Consider the following 26,101-nt stretch of genomic DNA (forward strand, 5'->3'; position numbering starts at 1 on the left):
CGTTCAGCGATAGACGAAGGCGGCGTCGTCCAGGTCGATGGCGGCGAAGGCATCCTTCTCCGACCAATAGTCCTGGGTGTGCTGCCATTCCGGCTTGTCACCACGCTTGGGCAGCAGGTGCATGCCGCGCATCAGGTAGCCCGGATTGAAGTTCTCGGGGTCGATCCAGGGCAGGATCGGCATGTCCTTGTCCTCGGGTCGCAGTGCCACCTCGACGCGCCGGGCGCCCTTCGCCTCCATATGCTTCAGCAGCCGGCAGACGAAATCGCCGACGAGGTCGGCCCGCAATGTCCAGCTCGCGCGGAAATAGCCGAAGACCCAGGCCATGTTGGGGATGCCGGTGAACATCATGCCGCGATAGGTCACCGTCTCATGGAAGGCGAGCGGCTTGCCGTCGATCTCGAAGGCAATGTCGCCGAGCACATTGAGATCGAAGCCGGTGGCGGCGACGATGATATCCGCCTCCAGATGCTGGCCGGATTTCAGCTGGATGCCCGTCTCGTCGAAATGCTCGATTTCGTCGGTGACCACCGAGGCCTCGCCGCGCGCCACGGCCTGGAACAGGTCGGCATCCGGGACGAAGGCGATGCGCTGGCGCCAGGGCCGGTAGCTCGGGGTGAAATGCGTGCCGATATCGTAGTCGGGGCCAAGGATGCTGCGGAGATTGGCCAGCATCTCCGCCTTCACCGCGTCCGGCTCGTTGAAGCAGCGCTCGGTGAAGACCGTCTGCTCCAGCAGGATCTTGCGGCGGACGATCTCGTGGATCCAGGTCTCGTCCACCTGCAGCTTGCGCAACTCCTCGGCCAGTTCGATCGCGTTGCGGCCCGTGCGGAAATAGGTGGGCGAGCGCTGCAGCATCGTCACATGCGCCGCCTTGCCAGCCATGGCCGGCACGATGGTCGCAGCCGAAGCGCCGGAGCCGATGACGAGGACGCGCTTCCCGGCATAGTCCAGCCCTTCCGGCCAGCTCTCGGAATGGACGAGTTGGCCACGGAAGCGCTCCTTCCCTGCCCAGTCGGGCATGTAGCCCTGGCCATGACGGTAATAGCCCTGGCACATCCAGAGGAAGCCGGCGGTGATGGTGACCGTCTCCCCGGTGTCGCGGCGCGTCGCCTCGATGGTCCACAGATTGTCGGCGCTGGACCAATGGGCGGAATGGATCCTGTGGTTGTACCGGATATGGCGGTCGAGGCCGTTCTCCTCGATCACGTCGCCCATATATTTCCGGATTTCCTCGGCGGTCGCGATGGGCGTGCCGGTCCAGGGCTTGAAGCGGTAACCGAAGGTATGCAGGTCGCTGTCCGAGCGGATGCCAGGATACTTATGCGTCCACCAGGTGCCGCCATAGGTTTCCTCGGTTTCCAGCACGGTGAAGCTGGTGCCCGGGCATTGGGTCTTCAGGTGGTAGGCACCGCCCACCCCGGAGATGCCGGCGCCGACGATCAGCACATCGACATGCTCAGCCGGCTGCGAGGAGGGCCTTTCAAGAGTTGCGGCTTCGGACATCGTCCCTGATCCTTGCTGGGGCACCGTCTGGCGGGCGCCTGTCCCGCAGATAATGGTAGCAGCCTATCGGTCGAGCAAGCAGGATCGACGGTGGCATCTCAGACAAGAGCCTCCGGCCCCGTCGGCGTCCAGGTGCGGCCGGGCACGCTGGCGAGCAAGGCCTGGGTGTAAGGGTGCTGTGGGGCGGCGAAGAGGATGGCGGTCTCGCCCTGCTCGACCATCTCGCCCCGATGCATCACGAGGATGCGATCACAGACCTGCGCGGCGACGCGGAGGTCGTGGGTGATGAACACCAGCGAAAGGGAAAGGCGCGCCTTCAGCTCGGCCAGCAGCCGCAGCACCTGGGCCTGGACGGAGACGTCGAGCGCCGAGACAGGCTCATCCGCTACCAGCACCGCGGGCTCCAGCGCGAGCGCCCGGGCCAGGCCGATGCGCTGGCGCTGGCCGCCGCTGAACTCGTGCGGGAAGCGGTCGGCCGCCGAAGGGTCGAGACCGACCAGCTCCAGCATCCGCACCGCCCTGGCGCGGGCCTCCGCGCGGGAGGCGCCATGGATGCGCGGGCCCTGGGCGATAAGGTCGCCGGCCCGCCGGCGCGGGTTGAGCGAGGCGAAGGGGTCCTGGAAGACCATCTGGATGTGCCGCGTCATGGGCCGGAAGGCGGCGCGGGAGGTGGCGCGCAGCTCCGCCCCGTCCAGCCGAATACTGCCGCCATCGGTCGGCAACAGGCGGACCAGGGCGCGGGCGATGGTGGACTTGCCGGAGCCGCTCTCGCCGACGATGCCAAGCGTCTCGCCCCGATGCAGGGTAAAGGAGACGCCCTTGAGGGCTTCCACGCTGCGCCGCCGGGCGAAGAGGCCGCCGCTGCGATAGGTCTTCCGCAGATCCTCCACCTCCAGCACGGCCGGGCCGGGGGGCGTGGCCGGGCGGCGGGGCGGGGCGAGCGGCGGCACCGCGGCGATGAGGGCGCGGGTATAGGGATGGCTGGGCGCCTCGAGTACCTGCCGGGCGGGGCCGGTCTCGACGATGCGGCCGCGCTGCATCACCGCGACGCGGTCGGCGATCTCCGCCACCACGCCGAAGTCATGGGTGATGAACAACACGCCGGTGCCGCGCCGGGCCTGGATCTCGCGGATCAGCGCCAGGATGCGGGCCTGGGTGGTGACGTCGAGGGCGGTGGTCGGCTCGTCGGCGATGAGCAGGCGCGGCTCCATCGCCAGGGCCATGGCGATCATCGCCCGCTGACGCTGGCCGCCCGAGAGCTCATGCGGATAGGCGCGGGCGGCGGCGGGCGGGTCGGGGATGCCGACCTCGGCCAGCAGGGCGGGCACGCGGGCAAGGTCGCCGCCATGCTCCTCCAACACCTCGGCGATCTGCCGCCCGACGGGCATCACCGGGTTCAGCGCCGTCATCGGTTCCTGGAAGATCATGCCGATGCGGGCGCCGCGGATCGCGCGGAGGCGGGCCGGCGGAAGGCGCGCGAGATCCTCGCCCTCGAACAGGATCCGCCCGCCGGCCAGCGTCACCCGCGGGGCCGGCAGCAGGCCGAGAATCGCCGTGGCGGTGAGCGACTTGCCGGAGCCGCTCTCGCCGACGACGCAGAGGATCTCGCCCGCCGCGACGTCGAGGTCCACGTCCTGAAGGGCGAATTCGCGGTCCGCCCCGCGCGGCAGCCGGACCGAAACACCGCGCAGCGAGAGCAGCGGCGCGCTCACAGCACCTGCATCCTGGGGTTCAGCGCATCGTTCAGCCCCTGGCCGACCAGGCTGAAGGCCAGCACGGTGACGAGGATGGCAGCGCCAGGGATGGCCGAGACATACCATTCGGTCCGCAGGACGGAACGCCCGGCGCCGATCATGTTGCCCCAGGAGGCGATGTTGGGGTCCGACAGGCCGAGGAAGGCGAGGGCGCTCTCGAGCAGGATGGCGATGGCCATGACGACGCTGGCGTAGACGATGACCGGCGGCAGGGCATTGGGCAGGACCTCGCCGAGGATCAGCGGCATGTCGCGCATGCCGAGCCCCCGCGCGGCAAGGACGAATTCGCGGTTCCTGAGGGAGAGGAATTCCGCCCGCACCAGCCGGCAGGGCGCCGTCCAGCCGACCAGGCCGATGGCGATGGTGATGACCGACAGCTCCGAGCCGAAGACGGCGACGAGGACCAGCAGCAGGATGAAGTTCGGCACCGTCTGGAAGGCCTCGGTGATGCGCATCAGCAGGTCGTCCACCCAGCCGCCATAGAAGCCGGCGACGGCCCCGACCAGCACGCCGATCCCGACCGCAACCACCGAGGCGACGAGGCCGATCAGCAGCGAGACTCGGGCACCGTGGAACAGGAAGCCGGCGATGTCGCGGCCGAGATTGTCCGTCCCGAGCGGCAGGCGCGGGTTGGCGCCGGGCCATTGCAGCGGCCGGCCGGCGAGGGCCAGCGGGTCGCGCGGGAAGAGGGCATCGGCCGAGAGGGCGGCGGCGATGACGGCGATGAGCAGCACCGCGCCGATGATCCCGGCCGGGCTGCGTAGATAGGCCCGGAGGGCCTTCATGCGCCGATCCGCGGGTCGAGCCGCGCATAGAGGAGATCGACCACGAAATTCACCAGGATCACCAGCAGGGCGGAGACGAGGACGATGCCGAGCAGCGTGTTGAGGTCCCGCTGCACCACGCTCTCGAAGGCCAGCCGCCCGAGGCCGGGCAGGGAGAAGACGCTCTCGATGACCACGCTGCCGCCGAGCATGGTGCTGAACTGCAACCCGACGAAGGTCACCATCGGCAGCAGGGCGTTCCGCAGCACATGGCGCCGCAGCACCTTGCCCTCCGGCAGGCCCTTGGCGCGGGCAGTGCGGACGAAGTCGAGGCTCATCACCTCGAGCATCGAGGCGCGCATGAGGCGGAGGTAGATGGCGAGGAAGATCAGCGCGAGCGAGACCACCGGCAGGACGAGATGGGTGGCGATATCGGCCACACGGGCAAGGCCGGTCAGCCCCGCGCCGATGGTCTCGAACCCGCCCGGCGGCAGCCAGGCCAGCTTCACGCTGAACAGCACGATCAGCATCAGCCCGAGCCAGAAGGAGGGAATGGCGTAGAAGACGAGGCCGAGCGTCGAGATCAGCGTGTCCGGCCAGCCATTCACCCGCCGCGCCGCCAGCACGCCGAGCACCAGCCCGGCGGCGAAGGCGAAGGCCAGCGCGCAGGACATGAAGAGGGCCGTGACCGCCAGCCTCTCCCCGATCACGCTCGCCACCGGCTTGCCGTAGATCGCGGATTGCCCGAGGTCGAAGCTCGCCAGCCGCAGCAGGTAGCGGCCGAGCTGCACGGCGACGCCGGCGTCCAGCCCGTACTGCTCCCGCAGCCGCGCCGCATCCTCGGCGCTGCCGCCGCCCATCTGCGCCATCAGCGCATCGACGGTATCGCCTGGCGCCAGCTGCAGCAGCAGGAACAGGCCGACCAGGATGACGGCCAGCACCGGCAGCGACTGCGCCAGGCGGCGCAGCGCCAGCGCGGCAAGCCGCATCATGCCCCCCTCCTCATGTCCGGGACCTCACGCTGGCGCCAACCAGGCATCCGCCCAGGAGGAAGAGGCCCAGCGCGGGTTGGTGTGGCTGTTCATCAGCCGCTTCGAGTAGACGCTGATGAAGGCGTGCTCCACCGCCATGTGCACCGGCAGGTCGTCGATCGCGAGCTTGACGAAATCCTGATAGAGCGACTTGCGCCGCGCCGGGTCGAGTTCCGTCGCCGCAGCGTCGATGGTGCGGTCCATCTCCGGATTGTCGTAGCCATACTGGTTGGTCCAGGGCGCCCCGACCGGGCTGCCGGTGCGGAACCAGACGGTGGTGGAGACCGCTGGATCGTTCCGGTACTGGTGCCAGCCCGTCGTCAGGTCGAAATCGTGGTTGCGGTAGACGCCGGTGAGGAAGCCGGGTGCGTCGCGGGCCTCGATCTCCACGCGGATGCCGATCTCGCGCAGGCTCTGCTGGATGAAGGTGGCAAAGTTCAGCGTGTACTCGCCCCAGGGCGCCGGCAGCAGCTTCAGCGGCTGGGCGAAGCGCTGGCCGTTGCGTGAGGGGCGCTTGTAGCCCGCCTCGTCCAGCAGCGCCTCGGCCCTGGCCTTGTCGAAGGGGTAGGGCGCCGGCCGCGGCACGTAGAAGGGCGCCGAGGAGGAGGGGATCGGCCCGGTGCCGAGCCTGGCGTAGCCGAAGAGGAAATTCTCGACGAAGAAGTCGAGGTCGAGCGCATGGGCGATGGCCCGCCGCACCCGGACATCCGACAGCTCCTTCCGGCGGAGGTTGTATTCGCAGACGGTATGCGCCGTGTTGCCCTCGTTGCCCTTGGTCCCGACGGTGAAGCGCGCATCCTTCGACAGACGCGCGATGTCGGAGAGGGACAGGCCGGAATAGGGGCTGAATTGCACCTGCCCGCTCTCGATGGCCGCCGCGGCCGCCGCACGGTCCGAGATGAAACGCCATACGATGCGGTCGAGATAGGGCAGCCCGTTGCCACGCCAGTAATTCGGGTTGCGCTCGGCCAGCAGATACTGGCCGCGCTGGTACTCGACGAATTTGAAGGGGCCGGTGCCGATCGGCGCGGTATTCGCCGGGTTGGCGCGGATATCGGCGCCTTCATAGACATGCGCCGGGATGACATGGCCGAGATCCGGCAGCGCCCGCAGCAGCAGGCCCTGCGGCATCGGCCTGCTGAATTTGAAGACGGCGGTGTGCTCGTCCGGCGTCTCCACCGCTTCGAGGAAGAGGTAGAGGGTGGTGCCGTAGTTGAGAATCTTCTTCCAGCACTCCATGGCGCTGAACTGCACGTCCTTCGAGGTGAAGGGCTTGCCGTCATGCCAGGTGACGCCGCGGCGCAGATGGAAGGTGTGGGTGAGGCCGTCCGGCGCACTGTCCCAGCGCTCAGCCAGCACGCCGGTCGGCTCGCCGGCGGCGTCGAGATCGACCAGTGGTTCGACCATCTTGGAGGCCATGACATAGACGCCGGTCGAGGCCTGGATTGCCGGGTTCAGCACCCGCTGCTCGCCGACGATCTGGACGGTGAGGGTGCCGCCGCGCTGTGGCGCGCCCTGGCCGAAGGCAAGGCCTGGCATCAGCCCACCCAATGCGATGCCGCCCGCGCCGGTCAGCGCCTGCCTCCGCCTCAACTCCATGATCCCGCTCCTGTTTCGTTGCGTTGCAGCATGCCGGGCGCCGCTGCCGGGGGCAAGCTCAGCGGAAGGCGAGGATGAGGCCATGCGCCGCCGCCGGTGGCACGGCCAGGCCGAAGCGCCCCTCCATCGCGCCCAGGCCGGCGGCGCAGCGGACGGCGGCGGAGGGGTTGGCGACGCGCACGGCCAGCGTCACCGGCCCCTCGGGCGGCAGGCCGGAGAGGTCGAGCCCCGGATAGCGCCCGGCGAGCTGCATCCCGTCGAGGAAGACGAGCGGCGCCGCCCCGGTCTCGACCCGCATGGCGCCGTCCGGCTCGGCCGCTGGGCTGCTGTCGAGCATCTGCCCGATGCGCGCGGCCGTGCCGGCGGGGTCGGCGGCCAGCACCTCGATGGCGGCCAGGGCCTCGGCGGTATTCTGGTGCCGGGTCAATTCCGGGATCCAGGTGGCCTCGGGCGTGAGGTGCTCGCAGGCGAAGAGGCGAAGGCCCGGTGCCGCCGGCTCGGCCAGGTGGAAGGTGCGGAAGCGGGTCTCGGTCGTGCGGCCATCCGGCAGGGTCACGGGGCGTCCGAACTGCTGCACCGGCAGGGTCGGCACCCCGCGCGCGGCCATCTCGGCGGCGCCGGCCTCGGCGTCATGGGCGCGGAAGGCGATGGCGGAGATGCCCTCCCGTGTCTCCAGCATCTGCCGCCAGCCGGCATTGAGCTCCGTCGGGGCGAGCACGCCGAGCAGCTCGAAATAGTCGCTCTTCAACATGATGCAGTTGTTGCCGGTGCCCATATGCGGGGAATGGGTTCCCCTCGGGGCGACGGTGAAGCCGAGCCGGGCGAAGCCGGCCGCCGCGGCATCCAGGTTCCGCACCAGCACCACGCCATGGTCGATCCCGCCCAGATGCGTCAGCATGATCCCAATTCCCTCCAGCCCCCATGCCTCAGCACAAGGGAGCGTCATGTCGCACGCCATCGAAACCCGCGTCACCCGCCTGCTCGGCATCCGTTACCCGATCGTGCAGGGCGGGCTGGCGCGCGTGGCCTTCTCGGGCCTCGCCGCCGCCGTCTCCAACGCCGGGGGGCTCGGACAGATCAGCACGGCAGGGCTCGACGGGCCGGAGGCGCTGCGGGCCGAGATCCGCCGCTGCCGCAGCCTGACCGACCAGCCCTTCGCGGTGAATTTCCCGATCGGCCGGAACGATATCACCCCTGGCCTCGATGCCGCACTGGAGGAGGGCGTGCGCATCATCGCGCTGACCGCCGGCAACCCGGCCCCCTTCATCCGCCGCTGCGAGCAGGTGGGCGCGAGGACGCTGGTGCTGACCGCCGGGCCTGAGCTGGCGAGGAAGGCCGAGGCGGCCGGGGCCGACATGGTGGCGACCGTCGGCTATGAGGGCGGCGGCCATATCGGCCGGTCCGACGAGACGACCATGGTGATGGTCCCGCGCACCGTCGCGGCGGTGAAGATCCCGGTGCTGGCCTCGGGCGGCATCGCCACCGGGGCGGGCCTGCTCGCTGCGCTGGCGCTGGGCGCCGAGGGGGTGGAGATGGGCACCCGCTTCGTCGCCAGCGCCGAGGCGGTCGCGCATGACAATTACAAGAATGCCCTGGCCGGGGCGGCGCCGGCGGACACCATGCTGATCAAGCGGACGCTCGGCATGCCCGGCCGGGTGCTGCGCAGCCCGCATGCCGAGCGGATCGTCGCCGCCGAGGCGGCCGGCGCCCCGAAGGAGGAGATCGTCGCCATGATCGCCGGCACCGCCAATGCCCGCGGCACCGATGGCGGCGACCTGCTCGACAGCTATGTCTGGGCCGGGCAGTGCGTCGGGCTGATTGGCGGGGTGGAGCCGGCCGGCGCCATCATCGCCCGCATGGCCGAGGAGGCGGCCGCCGGCCTCGTCCGGCTGCGGGGGATGGTGGCATGAGCGACCCGGCCCTGCTCTCCGCCACCACCCTGGCCGGTCGCTTCGCCCAGGGGACGCTCTCGCCGGTCGAGACGCTGGAGGCGGTGCTGGCCCGTATCACTCGGCTGAACCCAGGCCTCAACGCCATCGTCGCGCTCGACGAGTCCGGCGCCCGCGCCGCCGCCGAGGCCAGCGCCCGGCGCTGGCGGGCCGGGTTGCCGCTCTCGCCGCTGGATGGCGTGCCCTTCACGGCAAAGGACAACATCGCCGTCGCCGGCCTGCCCTGCGCCTGGGGCAGCCCGCTCTTCCGCGAATTCGTCCCGGAACGGGACGAGCTGCCGGTGGCGCGGCTCCGCGCCGCAGGGCTGGTACTGCTGGGCAAGACCAACGTCCCCGAATTCACCCTGCAGGGCTATACCGACAACCCGGTCTTCGGCCCGACGCGCAACCCGTGGGACATGGCGCTGACGCCGGGCGGCTCCTCCGGCGGGGCGGTTGCCGCGGTGGCGGCCGGGCTCGGCCCGCTCGCGCTTGGGACGGATGGCGGCGGCTCGATCCGCCGGCCGGCCTCGCATACCGGGCTGGTCGGGCTGAAGCCGACGCCGGGCCGGGTACCGCGCTGCGACGGGCTGCCCGCGATCCTGCTCGACCTCGAGCAGATCGGGCCGATCGCCCGCACCAGCGCCGACCTCGTCGCCCTGCTTGCCCTGCTGGCCCCGCCGGATGCACGGGACCCGCTCTGCCGCGCCATGCCGCCCTTCGTGGTGCCGGAGGCCGTCCGGCGGCAGCGCATCCTCTTCGTGCCGCGTTTCGGGGCGAATCCGGTTGACCCCGAGATCGCCGCCAGCACGGCGGCGGCGGCCGGGAGGCTCGCCGCCCTCGGCCATCATGTGGAGGAGGGCGAGGCGCCCTTCGGCGCCGACATGCTGGCGGCGTTGTTCAACCCGATCGGACAGTCCGGCCTTGCCTGGCTGCTGGCGGCGAAGGGGGGCGAGGCGAGCGCCCCGATGCTGCGGGAGATGGCCGCGGCGGGACGGGCGCTGCCGGCGGCGGCGCTGTTCGGCGCGATGGATGGCATCGCGGCCTTCCGCCGCCGGATGGCGGGCTTCTTCACCAGCCACCGACCTGATCCTGACACCCGCCGCCGCGGCCCTGCCCTGGCCGGCCGGGACGGTGGCGCCAGCGGTCATCGATGGCCAGGCGGTCGGGCCACGCGGCCATGCCGTCTTCACCAATTTCGCCAATCTCGCGGGGCTGCCGGGGATCGCGCTGCCGGGCCGGCCCTCGGTCTCGGGCCTGCCGATCGGCTTCCAGCTCGTCGGCCCGACGGGGGCCGATGGCCTGCTCTGCGCCCTGGCGCGGGAGTGGGAGGCGGCGGAGCCATGGGCGGCGTGGCAGGAAGGCTAGGCCACTCAGGGCGGCAGCAGCACCACTGTCACGCTGCGCTCGGCCGGCACGGTGCCGCGGGCGAAGGCGGCGCGCCGGGCCTCGGCGCGGATACGGTCGCGTTCCACGCCGAGCTTGGCCAGCGCCTCGGCCACCGCCCCGGCGCGTTTGGCGGCGAGCTGCACGCCGGCCTGGGCGCCGCCCTCCTGCGGGTCGGCATGGCCGAGCACGCAGATCAACCGCTCCGGCTCCCGCTTCGCACGGTCGGCTGCGGCTTCCAGATTGGTGCGGGCGGCCGGGCCCGGCGCCGCCGCGCCGCGCGGGAAGGGGATGGCGAAGGAGTCATCCTCCAGCTGCTCGGCGCCGACGCAGGTGAAGGGACGGGGCTGCGCCAGGGCCAGGCCGGGCAGCAGCAGGAGGGCAGCGAGGATAGGGATCATGCGGCGGCCAGCAGCCCGGCATCCTTGAGCCGCGCCAGCAGTGCCGCGGCATCGACGCCGGGATGGGCGGCGCGCAACTCGGCCTCCGCCACATCCGGCCGGGCCAGCAGCCAGCCGGCTGCCTCCACCTCCGGCCCGGCGAGGGACACCGCGCCCGAGGCGGTCTTCAGCACCCAATCGGCGCCGCGCCGCACCGGCCTCGCGCCCGGCGCCAGCACGCGGAAGGCGGGGGCATCCGCCTCCGCCACGGCCTGTTCGCTCGGCGGGGCGATGCCGCGCGCCGCCAGCAGGTCGTGGCCACCCCGCGAGAAGCGGTAATCGGCGACGAAGCGCTCCAGCACTTCCATCACCTTCGGCTCCCGGCAGAGCTCGGCCAGGCGTTGTCCGAGCGCGCCGGCCCGGCTGGTGAGGGCGAATTTGGCCGCCGCGCTGCCATCCTGCCGCGGCAGGGGCTTGCGGAATTCCACATCGTAGAGCGCCCGCTCGACGAGGATGTTGAGCAGGTCCATCCCGAGCGGCGCATGCACACCATAGGCGATATGGACCGAGGCCGGGGCCCCGGCCAGGGCGTCATGGTACCAGCCGCGCGGCAAATAGAGCAGGTCGCCCGGGCGCAGCAACACGCGCTCCCGCAGCTTGCCCTTCTGCTGCTCGTGCTGCGCCTGGGGCATGTTGCGGAAGACGGGGTGGGCGATCGGCCATTCGGCGCGGCCTTCCCAGAGGTTCCAGGTCTTCTCCCCCTCCACCTGCACCGCCCAGACGTCATGGGTGTCGAAATGGGCGGGGAAGGCCTTGTGGCTCTGCCAGGAGATATAGACATTCCCCTGCGCCTTCCCGAGACCGGCCCCCTCCAGCGCGGCGGAGACGGCGGCGAGGCCGGGGGTGAGGCTGTCCACGTCGTTCATGACGATGCTGGCGCCGCGCTTCACCCAGTCCCGCACCTTGGGCGCCTCGGGCTGCAGGACCTGGGCGTTGTCCCGGCTGGTGGCGCGGCCGCAATACTGCTCGGGCGGCACCGGCGTGCCGTCCATGACGAGCTGGAGCGAATGGCCGGACCAGATATGGGTCATGTCCAGCAGCCGGTTGATCTGGCGCCAGGAGAGGACATGGGCGAATTTCGCCGCCCCACCCTGGACGTGCAGGGGCTTCCGGTCATGGTACTCGGCGAAGAACCGCTCGGGCGTGACCGGGGCGAGCAGCTCGGCAAGGGTCATGGTCATGGTCCCCCTCCTGTAGCAGATCACGCGCCCGAGCGGGACCGTTCCGTGCAGCTTGCAGTCGGCGCCCGAAGCCGCGAAGGATGCCGGCAAATACGGGGGATGGACGAAGGATGACGGAGCCGGCCCGGCTTGAACTGCTCCACCTGGCGGAGGATGCGCTGCGGCGCCAGGCGCCCGCACTGCCGGGGGAGGCGGCGGCGCTGCTCCACCTGCTGCATGCCGAGGTGCCGACCGCCGAACTGGCCGCGCCGGAGGCAGTGGCGGCCGCCACCGCCAGCCTCTTCGCCCTCGCTCAGGAGCGGCCGCCGGGAGTGGCCCGCCTGCGCGTCATCCCGCCCGCGACCGGGCAGGGGCCGCATGCGGTGGCGGAGATCGTCACCGACGACATGCCCTTCCTGGTGGACAGCGCCCTCGGCGCCCTGGCCCGGCAGGGGCGGGTGGTGCGCCAGCTGCTTCACCCCGTGGTGCCGGTGCGGCGCGATGCCGCCGGGCGGCTGCTCTCCCTGGGCCGGGATGGCCATCCGGAGAGCATGATGCGCATCACCCTCGGCGCCGCGCCCACCGCGCTGCTGCCCGGCCTGCCGGGCGCCGCGCCGGATGACTGGGCCGGGCTCGAGGCGGCGCTGGCCGGAGCGATGGCCGATACCCGCCGCGCCGTGGAGGATTTCCCCGCCATGGCAGCGCTGCTGCGACGTGCGGCGGATGAGGTGGCACCGCGCGCCGAACCCGGCGCCATCGGCCTTCTGCGCTGGCTCATGGAGGATAATTTCGTCCTGCTCGGCCACCGCCGGCTGATGCTGACGCCGGATGGCGGCCTTCGCGCCGCCGAGGCGGAGAATCTCGGCCTGCTGCGCGACCTGGCCCTGCCGGTCTTCGACGTTCTGCGCGGCGAGGGCGCGCTGCCGCCGGCGCTGCGTGCCGCCCTGACGGATTCCGCGGCCGTCACCATCGCCAAGGCGAATATGCGGAGCACGGTTCACCGGCCGCAGCATGCCGATGTCATCGTCACGGACCTGCTCGGCCCGGATGGCGCGGTGGTCGGCCTGCGGCTCTTCCTCGGCCTCTTCGCCGCCTCGGCCTACAACCGCAACCCGCGCAGCATCCCGCTGCTGGCCGAGAAGGTGGACCGTATCCTCGGCGCCGCCGGCTACGACCCGGAGGCGCATGACGGCCGGGCGCTGCGCAACATCCTCGACACCTGGCCGCGCGACGAGCTGTTCCAGGCGCCCGAGGCGCAGATCCTCGCCGCCGCCCGCCGCGCGCTCGACCTGCAGATCCGCCCTCGCCCGGCGCTGGCGCTGCGACGCGACCCCTTCGGCCGCTTCGTCTCGGCGATCGCCTGGCTGCCGCGCGACACCTTCGACACCCGGCTGCGCGAGCGGGTGGGGGCCATGCTGGCGCGGGCCTGCGGCGGGAAGCTGAGCGCCTGGTACATCGCGCTCGGCGACTCGCCGCTGGCGCGCATCCACTACATCATCGGCACCGACCCGGCCCGCCCGGGCGAGTTCGACGAGGCGGCGCTGGAGGCCGCCATCGTCCAGGCCGCGCGCGGCTTCCCGGAACGCCTTTCCGAGGCGCTGGCTGCCGAGCGGGGCGAGTCGGCCGCCGCGGCGGCGCTGGCGCGCTGGCGGGATGCCTTCCCCGCGGCCTACCGCGAGGTGGCGACGGGGGCCGAGGGCGCGGCCGACCTGGCGCTGGCCGAACGGGCGCTTGCCGAAGGGAGGCCCGCCGCCGTGCTCGCCCGCCCGGCGGGTGCCGCCGGGCTGGTGCTGCGGCTGGCTAATCCCGGCGGTCCACTGCCACTGGCCGATGCGCTGCCGCTCTTCGAGAGCCTCGACCTCCGCGCCATCGAGGAGGTGCCGCACCGGCTGAGCCCCGCGGGCGAAGGCGTGGTGGTGCTGCATGTCTTCACCCTCGAGCCCGGCGCGGCGGCGGAGCCCGCGCGCTTCCCGGCGCTGCTCGAGGCGCTGGCCGCGCTGCTCGACGGCCGGGCCGAGGCGGATGGCTTCAACCGGCTGGTGCTCCGTGCCGGCCTCGGCTGGCGCGAATGCTGGCTGCTGCGGGCACTCTACCGCTGGCTCAAGCAGGTGGGCTTCCCCTTTGCCCAGGCCAGTGTGGAGGCGGCGCTGGCGGCGCACCCCGCCGCGGCGCGGCTGCTGCTCGACCGTTTCCAGGCCCGCTTCGACCCGGACCGGCCACGCGGCGAGGAGGCGGCACTGAATACTGCCTGGCGGGCGCTGCTCGACACGGTGGAGAATCCGGACGAGGACCGCATCCTCTCCCGCCTGCACGGGGTCCTGGGCGCGGTGCTGCGGACCAACTACTTCCAGGGCCATGACTACCTGTCGCTGAAGATCGACAGCGCCGCGGCCGGCGAGATGCCGGCGCCGCGGCCCTGGCGCGAGGTCTTCGTCCATTCGCCGCGGATGGAGGGCGTGCATCTCCGCGCCGGGCCGGTGGCACGCGGCGGCATCCGCTGGTCCGACCGGCGGGAGGATTTCCGCACCGAGGTCCTCGGGCTGATGAAGGCTCAACGGGTAAAAAATGTCGTCATCGTGCCGACCGGGGCGAAGGGCGGCTTCGTCCTCAAGAATGTGCCGGCGGAGCGCGAGGCCTTCCAGGCCGAGGGCGTCGCCTGCTACCGGCTGCTGGTCCGCGGGCTGCTCGACATCACGGACAACCTCTCGCCTGGGGGTGTGGTACCGCCCGCGCGGGTGGTGCGGCGCGACGGCGACGACCCGTATATGGTCGTCGCCGCCGACAAGGGCACGGCGACCTTCTCCGACATCGCCAATGGCCTCTCCGCGGAATACGGCTTCTGGCTGGACGATGCCTTCGCCAGTGGCGGCTCGGCCGGCTACGACCACAAGGGTATGGGCATCACCGCGCGCGGCGCCTGGGTGATGGTGGCGCGGCATTTCGCCGAGCTGGGGCACGACATCTTCAGCCAGGACTTCACCTGCGCCGGCATCGGCGACATGTCGGGAGATGTCTTCGGTAACGGCCTGCTGATCACGCCGCATACGAAGCTCGTCGCGGCTTTCGACCACCGCCACATCTTCCTCGACCCGGACCCGAATCCGGCGGCATCCTTCGCCGAGCGCAAACGCCTTTTCGCCCTGCCACGCTCCTCCTGGGCGGATTACGACACGGCGAAGATCTCGGCTGGCGGCGGGGTCTTTGCACGCAACCTCAAGACCATCCCGCTCTCGCCGCAGGTCCGCGCCCTGCTCGGCCTCGAGGCGGAGCGGATCGAGCCTGCGGCGCTGATGCAGGCGATCCTGCGCGCCCGGGTGGACCTGCTCTATTTCGGCGGCATCGGCACCTATGTGAAGGCCGGCACGGAGAGCCAGGCCGAGGCCGGCGACCGCGCCAATGACGCGCTGCGCGTCAACGGAGACGAGGTGCGCGCCCGCGTCGTTGGGGAGGGCGCCAATCTTGCCGTAACGCAGGCTGGCCGCGTCGAGATCGCGCGCGCGGGTGGACGCATTAACACCGATGCGCTGGATAATTCGGCCGGCGTCTCCACCAGCGACCATGAGGTGAACATCAAGATCCTCCTGGCCGATGCCGAAGCCTCCGGTGCGCTGACCCGCACCCAGCGCGACGCGCTGCTCGCTGAGATGACGGATGAGGTCGCGGAGCTGGTGCTGCGCGACAATGCGCAGCAGGCGCTGGCCGTCTCGCTCGAGGAAAGGGCGGGGGCCGAGGCGCTGCCGGCCCAGGCGGCGCTGATGCTGCGGCTGGAAGCGGCCGGCGTGCTCGACCGTGCCGTTGCCGGCCTGCCTGACGCCGCCACCATGACCAGCCGCATCGCCAGCGGTGAGGCGCTGACCCGCCCGGCTATCGCCGCCCTGCTGCCACTCGCCAAGCTCTGGCTGACCGAGGCCATCGAGGCCGGCGACCTGCCGGATGACCCGGTCTTCGCCCCGCTGCTGCTCGCCTATTTCCCGCACCCATTGCAGGAACGCTTTCCGCAGATGATCGCCCGCCACCGGCTGCGGCGTGAATTGGTGGCGACCGCCATCGCCAATGAGGTGGCCAACCGCCTCGGCTGCGCCGCGCTCGGCCGGCTGGCGGCGGCCGCCGATCCGGTGACGGTCACTCGCGCCGCCTGGTTGGCCGGAGAGATCTTCGCCCTGCCCGCGGCGGCGAATGCGGCGGATGCCTCCGCCGCCCCGGCCGGGGCGCGGCTCGACCTTCTGATGGCGCTGCGGCGGCTGCAGGAGGAGGCGGCGCTCGGCCTGCTCGATGCGCCGCGGCCGTTGGAGCTCGCTTTGGCCGCGTTGCAGCCGGGCGTCGCGGCGCTGGTGGCCGGGGCGGAGCCGGGGCCGGAGGCCGCCGCCTGGCGCGAGGCCGGGCTGCCGGTGGAGGCGGTGGCGCTGGCCGCGGCGGCCGGGCGCCTGGCCGCCGCGCCGGTGATCCTGCAACTCTCCGGCGCCACTGGCTCGGCGCCTGAGGCCGCCGCCGCCGCCTGGTCCGCAGTCGGTGCCGAGTATGGGATCGAGGCGCTGCATGCGGCGGCGCAGTCGGCCCCGGCGCCCGGCCCCTTCGGCCCGCGGGCACGGGCGGCGCTGCTGGCCGATCTCGGTACCATCCAGGCGCGGCTCGCCGCCGCCCGGCTGGCCGGCAAGGCTCCCTCGGCCGAGGCGGAGATCGCGCTGGCGCGGGAGGCGGCAATGGCCGGCGATCTGGCGGCAATCGGCGTCGCGGTGCGGGCGCTGGCGGCGGTGGCGTAAAATTCCTTCTTGGTTCTAAGATAAGAAAATTCTCATTCACAGTTGCGAATCTAAGGCTTGCCGCGTTAGCCTTTTCGGGAAAAGGTAAGGTGTCTCATGGCTAAATTCTTGAGCGTTTTAACAACAAAGGCGGCGTAGGAAAGACTAATATCACATGGAATCTGGCCGATCAGCTTGCAGAAAACGGAAAAAAAGTTCTAATTATAGACTTTGATCCACAATGCAATTTGTCGATCGCGATGTTGGGGGCAGAGCCTTTTAAGGCGCTTGTTGCATCCGCTTCAATTCCAAAAACTATAAGGTCTTTTCTCCAAGGATATCTGCAAAATACAGGTCCGGGGCCAATTGACGTTTACAAGGGGCCAAGCACAAATCCAAATGTCCATCTCGTTGCTGGAGATTTTTGGCTGAATGTGTATTCAGACGCACTAAGCGTCGGCAACGATTTGCTGACTGGCAATGGAATTGCTAAATTTGTGGCACTGCGCACGCTTGAGAGAAAATTATCAGAAGAGGGTTGTGATTATGATTATGTATTAATTGATCTTCCGCCCTCGTTTGGTGGCCTTGTAAGGTCGGCTCTTTATTCGTCAGATTATTTAGTAATTCCTTGTACCTCTGATACGTTTAGTGAATATTGTATTGGCCTCATAGCACAAATGTTGCCGCAATTCGTTGCGGATTGGCAAAACGGTTTGGTGCGATTTAAAGCAAATAACTACGGTTCTGTTGAGTATGATCAATTCGGCAGACCCGTTTTCGCTGGGTGGGTATTTAATGGATTTGATACCCGTGACGGTAAGCTTTTGCGCGCTGATGATGCTCATTTTCAAAATATCACCAAGGCAATAGATCGGCTTACGCAAGCTCTCGTATCATCGATAACTGTTTACGATCCGGTTGTTCATAAAGCTGGAAGTAGTTTGCTGGGTAAAATTGAAGATATGAATGTTCTCATCCAAAATAGCCTTTGGCAAAACATACCTGCCGCGAAACTTGATAAGCATCAGCAGGTTAAGGATTTAACAGGCGGAAAAAGTTCTTGGTCTGATGCGCAAAAGAGACTAATCGTTTCGATACGAAATCAAATTGATGACATAGCCAAAGCTGTAATCTCTAAGCTGTAGATCATGACCCGCCAGGCCTGGGCCTGGGCCCTTTATGACTGGGCGAACAGCGCCTTCCCCACCGTCGTCTCCACCTTCGTCATCGCCGCCTATTTCACCAAGGGCATCGCGCCGGACCCGGCGACAGGCCAGGCGCAATGGGGCTGGATGCAGACGGTGGCGGGCATCGTCATCGCCCTGCTCTCGCCCGCCCTTGGCGCCGTCGCCGATGCTGGTGGCCGGCGGCGGCTGATGCTCGGCCTCTGCACCGCGGTGATGGTGGTGGCGACCGCTGGGATCTGGTTCGCGCGGCCGCAGCCGGAAGATGCGCTCTGGGCGCTCGCCTGCGTCGGCCTTGCCACCATCGCCTTCGAATTGGGCACGGTCTTCTACAACTCGCTGCTGCCGGAGGTGGCGGCACCCGCGCAGATCGGCCGCGTCTCCGGCCTCGCCTGGGGGCTCGGCTATGCCGGGGGCCTTGTCTGCCTGGTGCTGGCGCTGGTGGTGCTGGTGCAGCCAAAGCCGCCACTCTTCGGGCTGGACGCCGCGAGCGCCGAGCCCGTGCGGGCGACGGCGCTGCTGACCGCCGCCTGGGTCGCCGCCTTCGCCTGGCCGGTGCTCGCCTTGCTGCCGGGCGCGCAGGGACCGAGGCCCGGCTGGTGGGCGGCGGCGCAGGGAGGGATGGCGGAGATCATCCGCCTGTTGCGCGGCCTGCCACGCAACCCGGTGATGGCGCGCTTCCTGGTCGCGCGCCTGTTCTACACCGACGGGCTGAACACCCTCTTCGCCTTCGGCGCGATCTATGCCGCCGGCGTCTTCGGCATGGGCTTCGAGGAGATCCTGGTCTTCGGTATCGCGCTGAACCTGACGGCCGGACTCGGCGCCGCCGGCTTCGGCCTCGTCGAGGACCGGGTGGGGTCGAAGCGCATGGTGATGGTGGCGCTCGGCGCGCTGGTGCTGCTCAGCGCCGGGCTGCTGGTGGTGGAAGGCAAGCCCGCCTTCTGGGCCCTGGCCCTGGCGCTCGGCGTCTTCATCGGCCCGGCCCAGGCGGCGAGCCGTACGCTGATGGCGCGCCTCGCCCCGCCGGCCGAGGTGGCGGCACATTTCGGTCTTTTCGCCCTCAGCGGCCGGGTCACTGGCTTCCTTGGCCCGGCGGCGCTGGCGGCCATCACCACGGCGACGGGCAGCCAGCGGGCGGGGATGGCGACAGTGGTGATCTTCCTCGCCCTGGGCGCCGCCATCCTCGCAGGCGTCAGGCCTTACGCGGCGATGGAGAGATAGGCCGGCATCGGCTGGGTATCATCCACCACGCCGATGACGCCGGGAACATTCTCCGCCAGTACGCGCAGTGCCCGCCGGACCGCCTCGCTGCGGACGAAGCCGTGGAAGGTGACGGTGCCGTGGTCCACCTCGACCATGGTGGTGAAGGTATCCGCCCAGGGCTGCTTCCGCATCGCCGCCAGCACCGCCGTACGGATGCGGGAGTCGGACAGGCCCTGCGCCTCGGGCGGCGGCGCGACCAGGGCGCGCAGCAGGTCTGCCCGGCTGACGAGGCCGCGCAGCCGGCCCCCTTCCACCACCAGCACGCGGCGGATGCCCATCTCCTCCAATAGATGCGCGACATGGGTCGCGGTGGTATCCGGGGTGACGGTGACGAGCTGCTCGGTCATCACATCGGCCGCGGTCACGCCATGGGTGCGCGCATAGCGCTCCGCCTCGGTCGCGGGGTTGCCCAGCAGGCGGCGCAACCAGCCGGCCGGCCGGTCCTCGGCACCGGCGAGGCGTCGGATCAGGTCGGCCTCGGTCACGATGCCGCGCAGGCGGCCATCATGGTCGAGCACCGGCACGGCGGAGATGCCGCGCTCGGCAAGCAGCCGGGCAATGGCGGTGACCGGCGTTTCCGGCGGCACGGTCACGACATCCGGGGTCATCAGGTCGCGGGCGGTGAGGCTGGTCATGGCAGGTTTCTCCTTCGCCGATGACCGGAAGATGCGCCGCCCCGGGCCGGCGCACCTTGATCCGGCGCAAGCCGGCCCTTCCGCGATCGGAGCGGAATAGTTATGTCTGGCGCGACGTGACCCAACCGGGAGGACCAAGAAGAATGATCCGCTTCACACGCCGCACCCTGCTTGCCGCCGGCAGTGCCGCACTGGCCGCACCCAGCATCGGCCGCGCCCAGGACCTGCAGCTGGCCATTGCCACCGGCACCACGGGCGGCGTCTATTACCCGCTCGGTGGCGGCCTCGCGAACATCCTCTCGCGCACCATCCCGGGGATGAGCGCGACGGTCGAGGTGACCGGCGGCTCGGTCGCCAACAACCAGCTGCTCGGCGCCGGGCGGGTTGGGCTGATCTTCTCCCAGGTCGATGCCTGCGTGGATGCGGTGAACGGGCAGGACCGTTTCCGGGGGCGGCCGGTGAAGGTCCGCGCCATCGCCGTGCTCTACACCAACCGCATGCAGGTGGTGACGACGGCCTCGAGCGGCATCCAGAGCATCGCCGACATGAAGGGCAAGCGCGTCTCGAGCGGCGCGCCCGGCTCGGCGACCGAGGTGATGGCCTTCCGGCTGATCGAGGCCGCCGGCCTCGACCGTGACAAGGACTTCCGCGCCCGCGAGCGCCTGTCGCCGGCCGAGAGCACCAACGCCGTCAAGGACGGCAAGCTCGACGCCTATTTCTTTGTCTCCGGCGTGCCGACCAGCGCGGTGACCGACCTTGCCGCCTCGCCCGGCATCACCATCCGCCTGGTCGACCATGCCGATTTGGTGCCGAAGATCACGGCGAAGCACGGGCCGGTCTATTTCCCCGAGGTGATCCCGGCCGGCACCTATCCCGGCCAGACCACGGACAACCAGCAGATGTCGGTGGCCAACATCCTCGGCGTGCTGGACACCATGCCGGACGAGCAGGTGACGAAAATCCTCGAGAGCACCTGGAACAACCGTGCCGAGCTGGCCCAGGTGCATGCCGAGGGGCGCGGCTTCACGATGGAGCGGCAGAAGACCGCAGCGGCCGGCGTGCCCTGGCACCCGGCGGCCGAGGCCTTCTGGAAGAAGCAGGGCGCAACCCTGGCCTGATGGGGAGGGCGGGGGTCCCTGGGCCGCCGCCCTTTCGCCTCACCCCCGCTGCATGGCCGCAGCCGTCGCCCGGTCGCGTGGATCGGCGCTGGCGGCGAGGCCGGCTGTGGCGCCCGCCCGGTCGGGGGCAGTGCGGTTCTGGCTCAACTTGCGCTTGCCGGTCAGCTGCTCGATCCGCAGCACCAGGCCGACGATGCCCTTCAATTGCCCGGCGACGAATCCCTCCGGCGCATCCGCAACCGACCAGGGGCGGGGCTGGGCCGCCTCCTTCTCCGCTGTTAGGTGGCTGACGATCGCGTGCAGCCGCGCCGCATCCTCGATGATCTCGACCGGCCCCTCGGCATGCACCGCCTCGTAGTTCCAGGTCGGCAACACCCGGTGGTGCTCTGCCTTCGACGGATACCAGTTGGGCGAGACATAGGCCTCTGCCCCCTGGAACACCGCAATGGCCCGGCCGACCTCTCGCAGCGCCGTCCAATGCGGGTTGGCGCGGGCAAGATGGCCGATCAGCACGCCCTGCCCTGCATCGAGCGTCAGCGGCAGGTGGGTGATGTCAGGCAGACCTCCCGCGCCGTTCGAGACAAGCAGGGCAAGGCGCGCCTCACGGATCAGCGCATGCAGGATCTCCGGGCGGTCCTCCCGGAAGGCGGTGGGCGTGTACATGGGCCGAGCATGCCGCCGGAAGGCACGGCTCGTCCAATACGGTGAAGCTGCGGCAGTTTTCTAAGGACGCTTGTCGCTTTCAGTTTCAGCGGCCGCGCTCTCGGTCCTGGCGCGGTCGTCATTGGGGCGGCCCTGGGGGGAACCTCCGGCCTCCTCGATCTCCTCCGGCTTCGCCGCGCCGCGGGATTTCTCCTCCTCGGTCCAGGGCTGCTCGCCGGTGCCTTTTTGTGGCGCTGGTGTCTGGTTCGGCATGTTGCACCTCCTCCGTATCGAGCATCCAGCGCGCCCCGGACGCCACGGTTCCGTCTTTGCTGCGTTGGGGCGGCTGCTCGATGGAACAGGTGCCCATGTTCAATGACATCCTGGTGGGCGGGCGGGACATGCCGATCTGGCTGTCCCTCCTGATAGCCTTCGTCCTTGCCCCCGTCCTGGCGCTGCTCGCGCTGCGGCTGCTGCATACCCTGCTCGATCGCATCCTGGCCAATGGCCAGGCCCGGGTGCTGCGGCGGGTGATCGCGGATGGCCGCATCGCGGTACAGATCTCGGTGGCGCTGATAGCCGTTGAGGTGGCGCTGCCGACGGTGGACTTGCCGACCGCCGCCGAGCAGGCGGCCAGCCGGGCCGCCGCGCTTGGCCTTGTGGCGGCGATCGGCTGGGCCATGACACGCAAGGTGGCCGCCATCTTCGACGCCTATATGGAGGGCGATCTCGGCGAGGATGCGGACTGGCTGCAGCGCCGCCGCCGCACCCAGCTCATCGTCTTCCGCCGTCTTGCGGTCTCGGCCGGGGTGCTGCTGACGGCGGGGGTGGTGCTGACGGCCATCCCGGCGGTGCGGGCGGTGGGGCTCAGCCTATTTGCCTCCGCCGGTGTCGCCGGCATCGTCGCCGGCCTCGCGGCGCGGCCGGCAGTCTCCAACCTCATCGCCGGCATCCAGATCGCGCTGACCCAGCCGATCCGCCTCGGTGATGCGGTGGTGGTTGAGGGGGAATGGGGCCATGTGGCGGAGATCACGTCCACCTATGTGACCATAGCCACCTGGGATCAGCGCTCGCTCGTCGTGCCGATCGCCTATTTCACTGAACGCCCGATCCGCAACTGGACAAAGACCAGCGCCCAGCTTCTCGACACCGCCTTCGTCTATGTGGATTACACGGTGCCTGTAGACGCCTTGCGGGCGGAGGCACGGCGCATCCTGGAGGCCAGCCCGCTCTGGGACAAACGCGTCTTCGCGGTACAGGTCACCGACCTGACGGAGCGCAGCGTCGAGATCCGCGTGCTGATGAGCGCCGCCAATTCCGGAGCGATGTTCGACCTGCGGTGCCTGATGCGCGAACAGCTCATCGCCTTCCTCGCTGAGCACTATCCGAAAGCGTTGCCGCAGGCACGGCTTTCGGTCACGGAGGTGCGGGCGGCTTGACCGAGTGCGGCATGGTCGCCAGCCTTTCCGCCAAGAACGGGAGGGGGTGACATGTGGCGTCGTCGAACGGTGATCGGAGGTGCACTGGCCGCCGCCGCGGCCCATCGCGCCGGGGCCCAGGGCTGGCCGGAGCGGCCGATCCGCGTCATCGCTCCCTATGCGCCCGGCGGGCAGTCAGACACGGTGGTACGGTTGCTGGCACCGAAGATGGCGGAGGCTCTGGGGCAGAGCCTGGTGATCGAGAACCGCACCGGCGCTGGCGGCTCGATCGGCGCCGGGGTGGTCGCGCAATCGCCGCCCGATGGCTACACTCTGCTTTTCGAGAGCTTCGCTTTCCTCGTCGTGCCATTCATCGTGAAGGGCCTCACCTTCGACTACGAGAAGGCCTTCGCCCCGGTCGGGCAGGCGGTGGCGTTACCCTATGTGCTGGTGGTGCGGCGGGACTTTCCGGCGCAGGACTTCGCCGGCTTCCTGGCCTATGCAAAGGCGCATCCGGGGGTGAGCTACGGCACGCCGGGCGTTGGCACGGTCGGCCATCTGGCGGGCGCGCTGCTCGAGAACCGCGCCGGTATCCGGCTCGAGCACGTACCCTACCGGGGCGGGGCAGAGTCGGCGCGGGATCTGGCCGGCGGCGTCATCGATGCGGCCATCGGCACGGCGAACAGCTTCGGCCCGCTGATCCAGGACGGCAAGGTCCGCGGGCTGGCGCTGACCAGCGGGGAACGCCGCGGCAGCCTCTCCAACCTGCCAACCATCGCCGAATGCGGCTTCCCGGGCTATGACCTGACGAGCTGGAACGGCCTTTTCGCGCCTTCCGGCACGCCGGCGCCCGTCATGGCACGGCTGGAGGCGGCGATGATGGCTGCCACCCGCGACCCAGCCACCCAGCAGAAGCTGGCGCTGACCGGCAATGACGCTGTGACCGAAGGCTCGGCGGCCTTCGCCGCCCGGATCCAGCGGGAGCGGGCGGTGGTGAAGCAGATCGTGGCGCAGACCGGGATCCGGGCGGACTGACCCTCTACGCCGCCTTCACCGCGGCGTGGAGGCGCCTGACATCCGCCCGGTTGCCGGCGAGCCGTTCATCCCGCTCGACGGCCGGGCCGCCCAGTGCCAGCGACGCATTGCCGCGTTCGAGCCGCATGTCGCTGGTGGCGCCGAAGATCTGGCGCACCGCCTGGGTGTCCTTCACCAGCCGGGCGGATTCAGCATTCCGCAGCCAGGCCTCGCGCAGCAGCTCCCCGCTGCCACCGAGCAGCAGCAGGGCGGAGAGCCCGAACAGCGCGCTCAGGATGGATCTGATGGATCATGATCGCATGCGTTGCGGCATGGCCCCTTCCCCCGCTGCTGGGCGGAGTTCGGGGGCGTTGTGTTGCCTGCCGGCTAAACCCCGCCTCAGCTACCCTCGTCGGGGATATTGAGCAGGGTGCCGCAGGCCTTGCAGTGGACCGAATCTGGCTCATGCCGCTGCAGGCCGCAGCCTGGGCAGTCGAAGCGGACCTTGTTCGGGCGGAACAGCGTCTGCGCGAGGCGGAGGAAAAGGGTGACGCCGGCGAGCATGATGACGACCGTTAGCAGCCGCCCGACCTGTCCCTGCAGCGTGATGTCGCCGAAGCCCGTGGTGGTCAGTGCGGTGACGGTGAAATAGAGCGCATCCGCGTAATTGTTGATCTCCGGATTGCCGCGATGCTGCGTCTCGAAAACCAACCCCGTCATGACGAAGATGAAGACGGTGAGCTGGGCCGCTGCCAGCGTCGCCTCCTCGTTTCGGCGAAAGAATGGCAGGTCGCTGCGGAGCGAAGCGATGAGCCGCACCGAATGCAGCAGCCTGAGCGTCCGCAGCACGCGCAGGAAGCCGAGCGCGCCATGGAGCAGCGGCGCCAGCAGCAGCGAGAGGATACCGAGCAGGTCGGCCAGCTCCAGCGGCTGGACCAGACTGCGCCAGGGCCGCGCGCTGGCGCTGAGCCGGGCCACGAATTCGGCCAGCAGCACGAGGCCGAGGCCGACATCAATCGCCAGCACCGTGCCCGTAAGCGGCAGGAAGGAGGCCAGGATAATCCAGCCGATGCTCAGCAGGTCAAGGCCGAGCAGGGCATAGCGGAAGCGGCGGGCCTCCGGCACTTCGGACCGGTAAAGGCGCCGCAGCGCGACCCGAAACCGGCCGTGCCGCAGCGCTGACATCCTTACAGCGCGCCGCCGCGCCGCCCAGCCATGGCGCCGAGGCGGAGCCGGAGGGCGTTCAGCTTGATGAAGCCCTGGGCGTCGAACTGGTCATAGGCACCCTGATCCTCCTCGAAGGTGACATGCTTCATCGAGTAGAGGCTGTTGGGCGAACGGCGGCCTGTGACGATGACATTGCCCTTGTAGAGCTTCATCCTCACCTCGCCGGTGACGCTGTGCTGGCTCTCATCCGCCATGGCCTGGATCATCCGGCGCTCCGGGCTGAACCAGAAGCCATTATAGACGATCTCCGCGTAGCGCGGCATCAGGCTGTCCTTGAGATGCGCCGCCTCGCGGTCGAGGGTGATGCTCTCGATCGCCCGATGCGCCTGCCACAGGATGGTGCCGCCCGGCGTCTCGTAGCAGCCGCGCGACTTCATGCCGACGAAGCGGTTCTCGACGAGGTCGAGCCGGCCGATGCCGTTGGCCTTGCCGAGGGCGTTCAGCTCGGTCAGCAGCGCGGCCGGGGACATCCGCTTCCCGTTGATGCCGACGGCGTCGCCGCGCTCGAACTCCACCACGATCTCGGTCGGGGTGTCGGGCGCTTCCATCGGGCTGATGGTGCGCTGCCAGACCATCTCGTCCGGGGCGTCCCAGGGCTCTTCGAGGATCTTGCCCTCGGAGCTGCTGTGCAGCAGGTTGGCGTCGACGCTGAAAGGCGCCTCGCCACGCTTGTCCTTGGCGATGGGAATTTGGTTCTGCTCGGCGAATTCCAGCAGCTTGGTACGGCTGGTGAGCTCCCATTCGCGCCAGGGGGCGATGACCTTCACGTCAGGCTTCAGCGAATAATAGCCGATCTCGAAGCGCACCTGGTCGTTGCCCTTGCCGGTCGCGCCATGGGCGACGGCATCCGCGCCCACCTGCTCGGCGATCTCGATCTGCCGCTTGGCGATCAGCGGCCGGGCGATGGAGGTGCCGAGCAGGTATTGACCCTCGTAGAGGGCGTTCATGCGGAACATCGGAAAGACGAAGTCGCGGGTGAATTCCTCCCGCAGGTCATCGACGAAGATGTTCTCCGGCTTGATGCCGAGCAGCAGCGCCTTGTCCCGCGCCGGGCCCAATTCCTCACCCTGGCCGAGATCGGCGGTGAAGGTCACCACCTCGCAGCGATAGGTGGTCTGAAGCCATTTCAGGATGACGCTGGTATCGAGGCCGCCGGAATAGGCCAGCACGACCTTCTTGACATCCTTCACGCGCATGCTTCCGTTCCTGACGGCGGTTGAGGCTGCCCTGGAGGGCCCTGCGCCTGATGCCCCGTTTGCGGCCGGAGGACAAGGCATTGCCGCGCCCCAA

General features: G+C 69.5%; 23 protein-coding genes and 1 pseudogene. 9 read left to right on the forward strand and 15 right to left on the reverse strand.

Going from position 1 to position 26,101, the window contains the following annotated elements:
* Positions 1–3: 3 nt before the first annotated feature.
* The 6 genes from BLR02_RS22575 to BLR02_RS22600 form a co-directional block, all read right to left on the reverse strand.
* A complete protein-coding gene (locus tag BLR02_RS22575; RefSeq protein ID WP_090569549.1) occupies positions 4–1,506 on the reverse strand; it encodes a flavin-containing monooxygenase in 1,503 nt (500 codons plus the stop codon).
* Between the two features lie 98 nt (positions 1,507–1,604).
* Positions 1,605–3,218 (reverse strand): ABC transporter ATP-binding protein, encoded by a 1,614-nt coding sequence (locus tag BLR02_RS22580; RefSeq protein WP_245704908.1) that lies wholly within the window; start codon positions 3,216–3,218, stop codon positions 1,605–1,607.
* Positions 3,215–4,045: an ABC transporter permease gene (locus BLR02_RS22585; RefSeq protein ID WP_090664733.1), complete on the reverse strand. Its 831-nt coding sequence runs from the start codon at positions 4,043–4,045 to the stop codon at positions 3,215–3,217. Before BLR02_RS22585 ends, BLR02_RS22580 begins: the two co-directional genes overlap by 4 nt.
* Complete coding sequence (locus BLR02_RS22590) at positions 4,042–5,016, reverse strand: ABC transporter permease (protein WP_456303802.1); 975 nt, start codon at positions 5,014–5,016, stop codon at positions 4,042–4,044. Before BLR02_RS22590 ends, BLR02_RS22585 begins: the two co-directional genes overlap by 4 nt.
* Before the next feature lie 24 nt (positions 5,017–5,040).
* A complete protein-coding gene (locus BLR02_RS22595; protein ID WP_090664734.1) occupies positions 5,041–6,654 on the reverse strand; it encodes an ABC transporter substrate-binding protein in 1,614 nt (537 codons plus the stop codon).
* Positions 6,655–6,712: 58 nt separating this feature from the next.
* The gene (locus BLR02_RS22600; RefSeq protein WP_176849743.1) at positions 6,713–7,552 is read right to left on the reverse strand and encodes a VOC family protein; all 840 of its coding nucleotides are present in this window, start codon (positions 7,550–7,552) and stop codon (positions 6,713–6,715) included.
* Positions 7,553–7,598: 46 nt separating this feature from the next.
* Between BLR02_RS22600 and BLR02_RS22605 the strand changes: the two genes are divergently transcribed.
* Positions 7,599–8,564 carry an NAD(P)H-dependent flavin oxidoreductase gene (locus BLR02_RS22605; RefSeq protein WP_218128028.1) on the forward strand — a complete coding sequence of 322 codons (966 nt, stop codon included), beginning with the start codon at positions 7,599–7,601 and terminating at the stop codon, positions 8,562–8,564.
* Positions 8,561–9,472, forward strand: a pseudogene (locus BLR02_RS22610) (amidase); the annotation flags it as partial. The gene BLR02_RS22605 and the pseudogene BLR02_RS22610, both read left to right, overlap by 4 nt.
* Here BLR02_RS22610 and BLR02_RS31125 read toward each other — a convergent pair.
* On the reverse strand, positions 9,430–9,621 hold the full coding sequence (locus tag BLR02_RS31125; protein ID WP_218128029.1) for a hypothetical protein: 192 nt from the start codon (positions 9,619–9,621) through the stop codon (positions 9,430–9,432). The pseudogene BLR02_RS22610 and the gene BLR02_RS31125 overlap by 43 nt on opposite strands.
* On the opposite strand from BLR02_RS31125, the gene BLR02_RS31130 reads away from it, so the two are divergent.
* A complete protein-coding gene (locus tag BLR02_RS31130) occupies positions 9,615–9,950 on the forward strand; it encodes an amidase family protein (RefSeq protein WP_218128030.1) in 336 nt (111 codons plus the stop codon). The genes BLR02_RS31125 and BLR02_RS31130 overlap by 7 nt on opposite strands.
* Positions 9,951–9,955: 5 nt before the next feature.
* Here the strand turns inward: BLR02_RS31130 and BLR02_RS31135 are convergent, their stop codons facing one another.
* Together BLR02_RS31135 and BLR02_RS22620 are read right to left on the reverse strand one after the other, a co-directional pair.
* Positions 9,956–10,369 carry an OmpA family protein gene (locus BLR02_RS31135; RefSeq protein WP_090664736.1) on the reverse strand — a complete coding sequence of 138 codons (414 nt, stop codon included), beginning with the start codon at positions 10,367–10,369 and terminating at the stop codon, positions 9,956–9,958.
* Positions 10,366–11,589, reverse strand: coding sequence for a cupin domain-containing protein (locus tag BLR02_RS22620; RefSeq protein ID WP_090664737.1), 1,224 nt, complete (start codon positions 11,587–11,589; stop codon positions 10,366–10,368). Before BLR02_RS22620 ends, BLR02_RS31135 begins: the two co-directional genes overlap by 4 nt.
* 110 nt (positions 11,590–11,699) lie before the next feature.
* On the opposite strand from BLR02_RS22620, the gene BLR02_RS22625 reads away from it, so the two are divergent.
* The 3 genes from BLR02_RS22625 (at position 11,700) to BLR02_RS22635 (ending at position 18,715) form a co-directional block, all read left to right on the forward strand.
* The gene (locus BLR02_RS22625; protein ID WP_245704909.1) at positions 11,700–16,328 is read left to right on the forward strand and encodes an NAD-glutamate dehydrogenase; all 4,629 of its coding nucleotides are present in this window, start codon (positions 11,700–11,702) and stop codon (positions 16,326–16,328) included.
* Positions 16,329–16,432: 104 nt separating this feature from the next.
* Positions 16,433–17,455: a ParA family protein gene (locus BLR02_RS22630; protein ID WP_090664739.1), complete on the forward strand. Its 1,023-nt coding sequence runs from the start codon at positions 16,433–16,435 to the stop codon at positions 17,453–17,455.
* A 3-nt stretch (positions 17,456–17,458) separates the two neighbouring features.
* Positions 17,459–18,715, forward strand: coding sequence for an MFS transporter (locus BLR02_RS22635; protein ID WP_090664740.1), 1,257 nt, complete (start codon positions 17,459–17,461; stop codon positions 18,713–18,715).
* Here BLR02_RS22635 and BLR02_RS22640 read toward each other — a convergent pair.
* Positions 18,694–19,392, reverse strand: coding sequence for a CBS domain-containing protein (locus BLR02_RS22640; protein WP_245704910.1), 699 nt, complete (start codon positions 19,390–19,392; stop codon positions 18,694–18,696). The two genes, BLR02_RS22635 and BLR02_RS22640, sit on opposite strands and share 22 nt — an antisense overlap.
* Before the next feature lie 143 nt (positions 19,393–19,535).
* On the opposite strand from BLR02_RS22640, the gene BLR02_RS22645 reads away from it, so the two are divergent.
* Positions 19,536–20,510 carry a TAXI family TRAP transporter solute-binding subunit gene (locus BLR02_RS22645; RefSeq protein ID WP_090664741.1) on the forward strand — a complete coding sequence of 325 codons (975 nt, stop codon included), beginning with the start codon at positions 19,536–19,538 and terminating at the stop codon, positions 20,508–20,510.
* Positions 20,511–20,549: 39 nt separating this feature from the next.
* Here BLR02_RS22645 and BLR02_RS22650 read toward each other — a convergent pair whose 3' ends face one another.
* Both BLR02_RS22650 and BLR02_RS22655 read right to left on the reverse strand, forming a co-directional pair.
* A complete protein-coding gene (locus BLR02_RS22650) occupies positions 20,550–21,173 on the reverse strand; it encodes an FMN-binding negative transcriptional regulator (RefSeq protein WP_090664742.1) in 624 nt (207 codons plus the stop codon).
* 60 nt (positions 21,174–21,233) lie between these two features.
* Positions 21,234–21,425 carry a hypothetical protein gene (locus BLR02_RS22655; protein WP_090569592.1) on the reverse strand — a complete coding sequence of 64 codons (192 nt, stop codon included), beginning with the start codon at positions 21,423–21,425 and terminating at the stop codon, positions 21,234–21,236.
* Positions 21,426–21,505: 80 nt separating this feature from the next.
* Between BLR02_RS22655 and BLR02_RS22660 the strand changes: the two genes are divergently transcribed.
* The gene (locus tag BLR02_RS22660; RefSeq protein WP_090664743.1) at positions 21,506–22,591 is read left to right on the forward strand and encodes a mechanosensitive ion channel family protein; all 1,086 of its coding nucleotides are present in this window, start codon (positions 21,506–21,508) and stop codon (positions 22,589–22,591) included.
* Between the two features lie 51 nt (positions 22,592–22,642).
* Entirely contained in the window at positions 22,643–23,605 is a 963-nt protein-coding gene (locus tag BLR02_RS22665) for a Bug family tripartite tricarboxylate transporter substrate binding protein (protein WP_090664744.1), read from the forward strand.
* Between the two features lie 4 nt (positions 23,606–23,609).
* On the opposite strand, the gene BLR02_RS29705 is transcribed toward BLR02_RS22665, so the two are convergent.
* The 3 genes from BLR02_RS29705 to BLR02_RS22675 form a co-directional block, all read right to left on the reverse strand.
* The gene (locus BLR02_RS29705) at positions 23,610–23,780 is read right to left on the reverse strand and encodes a hypothetical protein (protein ID WP_176849744.1); all 171 of its coding nucleotides are present in this window, start codon (positions 23,778–23,780) and stop codon (positions 23,610–23,612) included.
* Positions 23,781–23,983: 203 nt separating this feature from the next.
* Complete coding sequence (locus tag BLR02_RS22670; protein WP_090664745.1) at positions 23,984–24,769, reverse strand: potassium channel family protein; 786 nt, start codon at positions 24,767–24,769, stop codon at positions 23,984–23,986.
* A 2-nt stretch (positions 24,770–24,771) separates the two neighbouring features.
* Positions 24,772–26,007, reverse strand: a complete 1,236-nt coding sequence (locus tag BLR02_RS22675) for an argininosuccinate synthase (protein ID WP_090569604.1) — start codon at positions 26,005–26,007, stop codon at positions 24,772–24,774.
* Positions 26,008–26,101: the final 94 nt, after the last annotated feature.

The organism is Belnapia rosea, assembly GCF_900101615.1.
Classification (GTDB): Bacteria; Pseudomonadota; Alphaproteobacteria; order Acetobacterales; family Acetobacteraceae; genus Belnapia; species Belnapia rosea.

Excerpts from the sequence above, each read along its gene's own strand:
- BLR02_RS22575 (WP_090569549.1), bottom strand. The coding sequence starts at position 1,506 with ATGTCCGAAGCCGCAACTCTTGAAAGGCCCTCCTCGCAGCCGGCTGAG.
- BLR02_RS22585 (WP_090664733.1), bottom strand. The coding sequence starts at position 4,045 with ATGAAGGCCCTCCGGGCCTATCTACGCAGCCCGGCCGGGATCATCGGC.
- BLR02_RS22590 (WP_456303802.1), bottom strand. The coding sequence starts at position 5,016 with ATGATGCGGCTTGCCGCGCTGGCGCTGCGCCGCCTGGCGCAGTCGCTG.
- BLR02_RS22595 (WP_090664734.1), bottom strand. The coding sequence starts at position 6,654 with ATGGAGTTGAGGCGGAGGCAGGCGCTGACCGGCGCGGGCGGCATCGCA.
- BLR02_RS22600 (WP_176849743.1), bottom strand. The coding sequence starts at position 7,552 with ATGCTGACGCATCTGGGCGGGATCGACCATGGCGTGGTGCTGGTGCGG.
- BLR02_RS22605 (WP_218128028.1), top strand. The coding sequence starts at position 7,599 with ATGTCGCACGCCATCGAAACCCGCGTCACCCGCCTGCTCGGCATCCGT.
- BLR02_RS31130 (WP_218128030.1), top strand. The coding sequence starts at position 9,615 with ATGGCATCGCGGCCTTCCGCCGCCGGATGGCGGGCTTCTTCACCAGCC.
- BLR02_RS31125 (WP_218128029.1), bottom strand. The coding sequence starts at position 9,621 with ATGCCATCCATCGCGCCGAACAGCGCCGCCGCCGGCAGCGCCCGTCCC.
- BLR02_RS31135 (WP_090664736.1), bottom strand. The coding sequence starts at position 10,369 with ATGATCCCTATCCTCGCTGCCCTCCTGCTGCTGCCCGGCCTGGCCCTG.
- BLR02_RS22620 (WP_090664737.1), bottom strand. The coding sequence starts at position 11,589 with ATGACCATGACCCTTGCCGAGCTGCTCGCCCCGGTCACGCCCGAGCGG.
- BLR02_RS22625 (WP_245704909.1), top strand. The coding sequence starts at position 11,700 with ATGACGGAGCCGGCCCGGCTTGAACTGCTCCACCTGGCGGAGGATGCG.
- BLR02_RS22635 (WP_090664740.1), top strand. The coding sequence starts at position 17,459 with ATGACCCGCCAGGCCTGGGCCTGGGCCCTTTATGACTGGGCGAACAGC.
- BLR02_RS22640 (WP_245704910.1), bottom strand. The coding sequence starts at position 19,392 with ATGACCAGCCTCACCGCCCGCGACCTGATGACCCCGGATGTCGTGACC.
- BLR02_RS22645 (WP_090664741.1), top strand. The coding sequence starts at position 19,536 with ATGATCCGCTTCACACGCCGCACCCTGCTTGCCGCCGGCAGTGCCGCA.
- BLR02_RS22650 (WP_090664742.1), bottom strand. The coding sequence starts at position 21,173 with ATGTACACGCCCACCGCCTTCCGGGAGGACCGCCCGGAGATCCTGCAT.
- BLR02_RS22655 (WP_090569592.1), bottom strand. The coding sequence starts at position 21,425 with ATGCCGAACCAGACACCAGCGCCACAAAAAGGCACCGGCGAGCAGCCC.
- BLR02_RS22660 (WP_090664743.1), top strand. The coding sequence starts at position 21,506 with ATGGAACAGGTGCCCATGTTCAATGACATCCTGGTGGGCGGGCGGGAC.
- BLR02_RS22665 (WP_090664744.1), top strand. The coding sequence starts at position 22,643 with ATGTGGCGTCGTCGAACGGTGATCGGAGGTGCACTGGCCGCCGCCGCG.
- BLR02_RS22670 (WP_090664745.1), bottom strand. The coding sequence starts at position 24,769 with ATGTCAGCGCTGCGGCACGGCCGGTTTCGGGTCGCGCTGCGGCGCCTT.
- BLR02_RS22675 (WP_090569604.1), bottom strand. The coding sequence starts at position 26,007 with ATGCGCGTGAAGGATGTCAAGAAGGTCGTGCTGGCCTATTCCGGCGGC.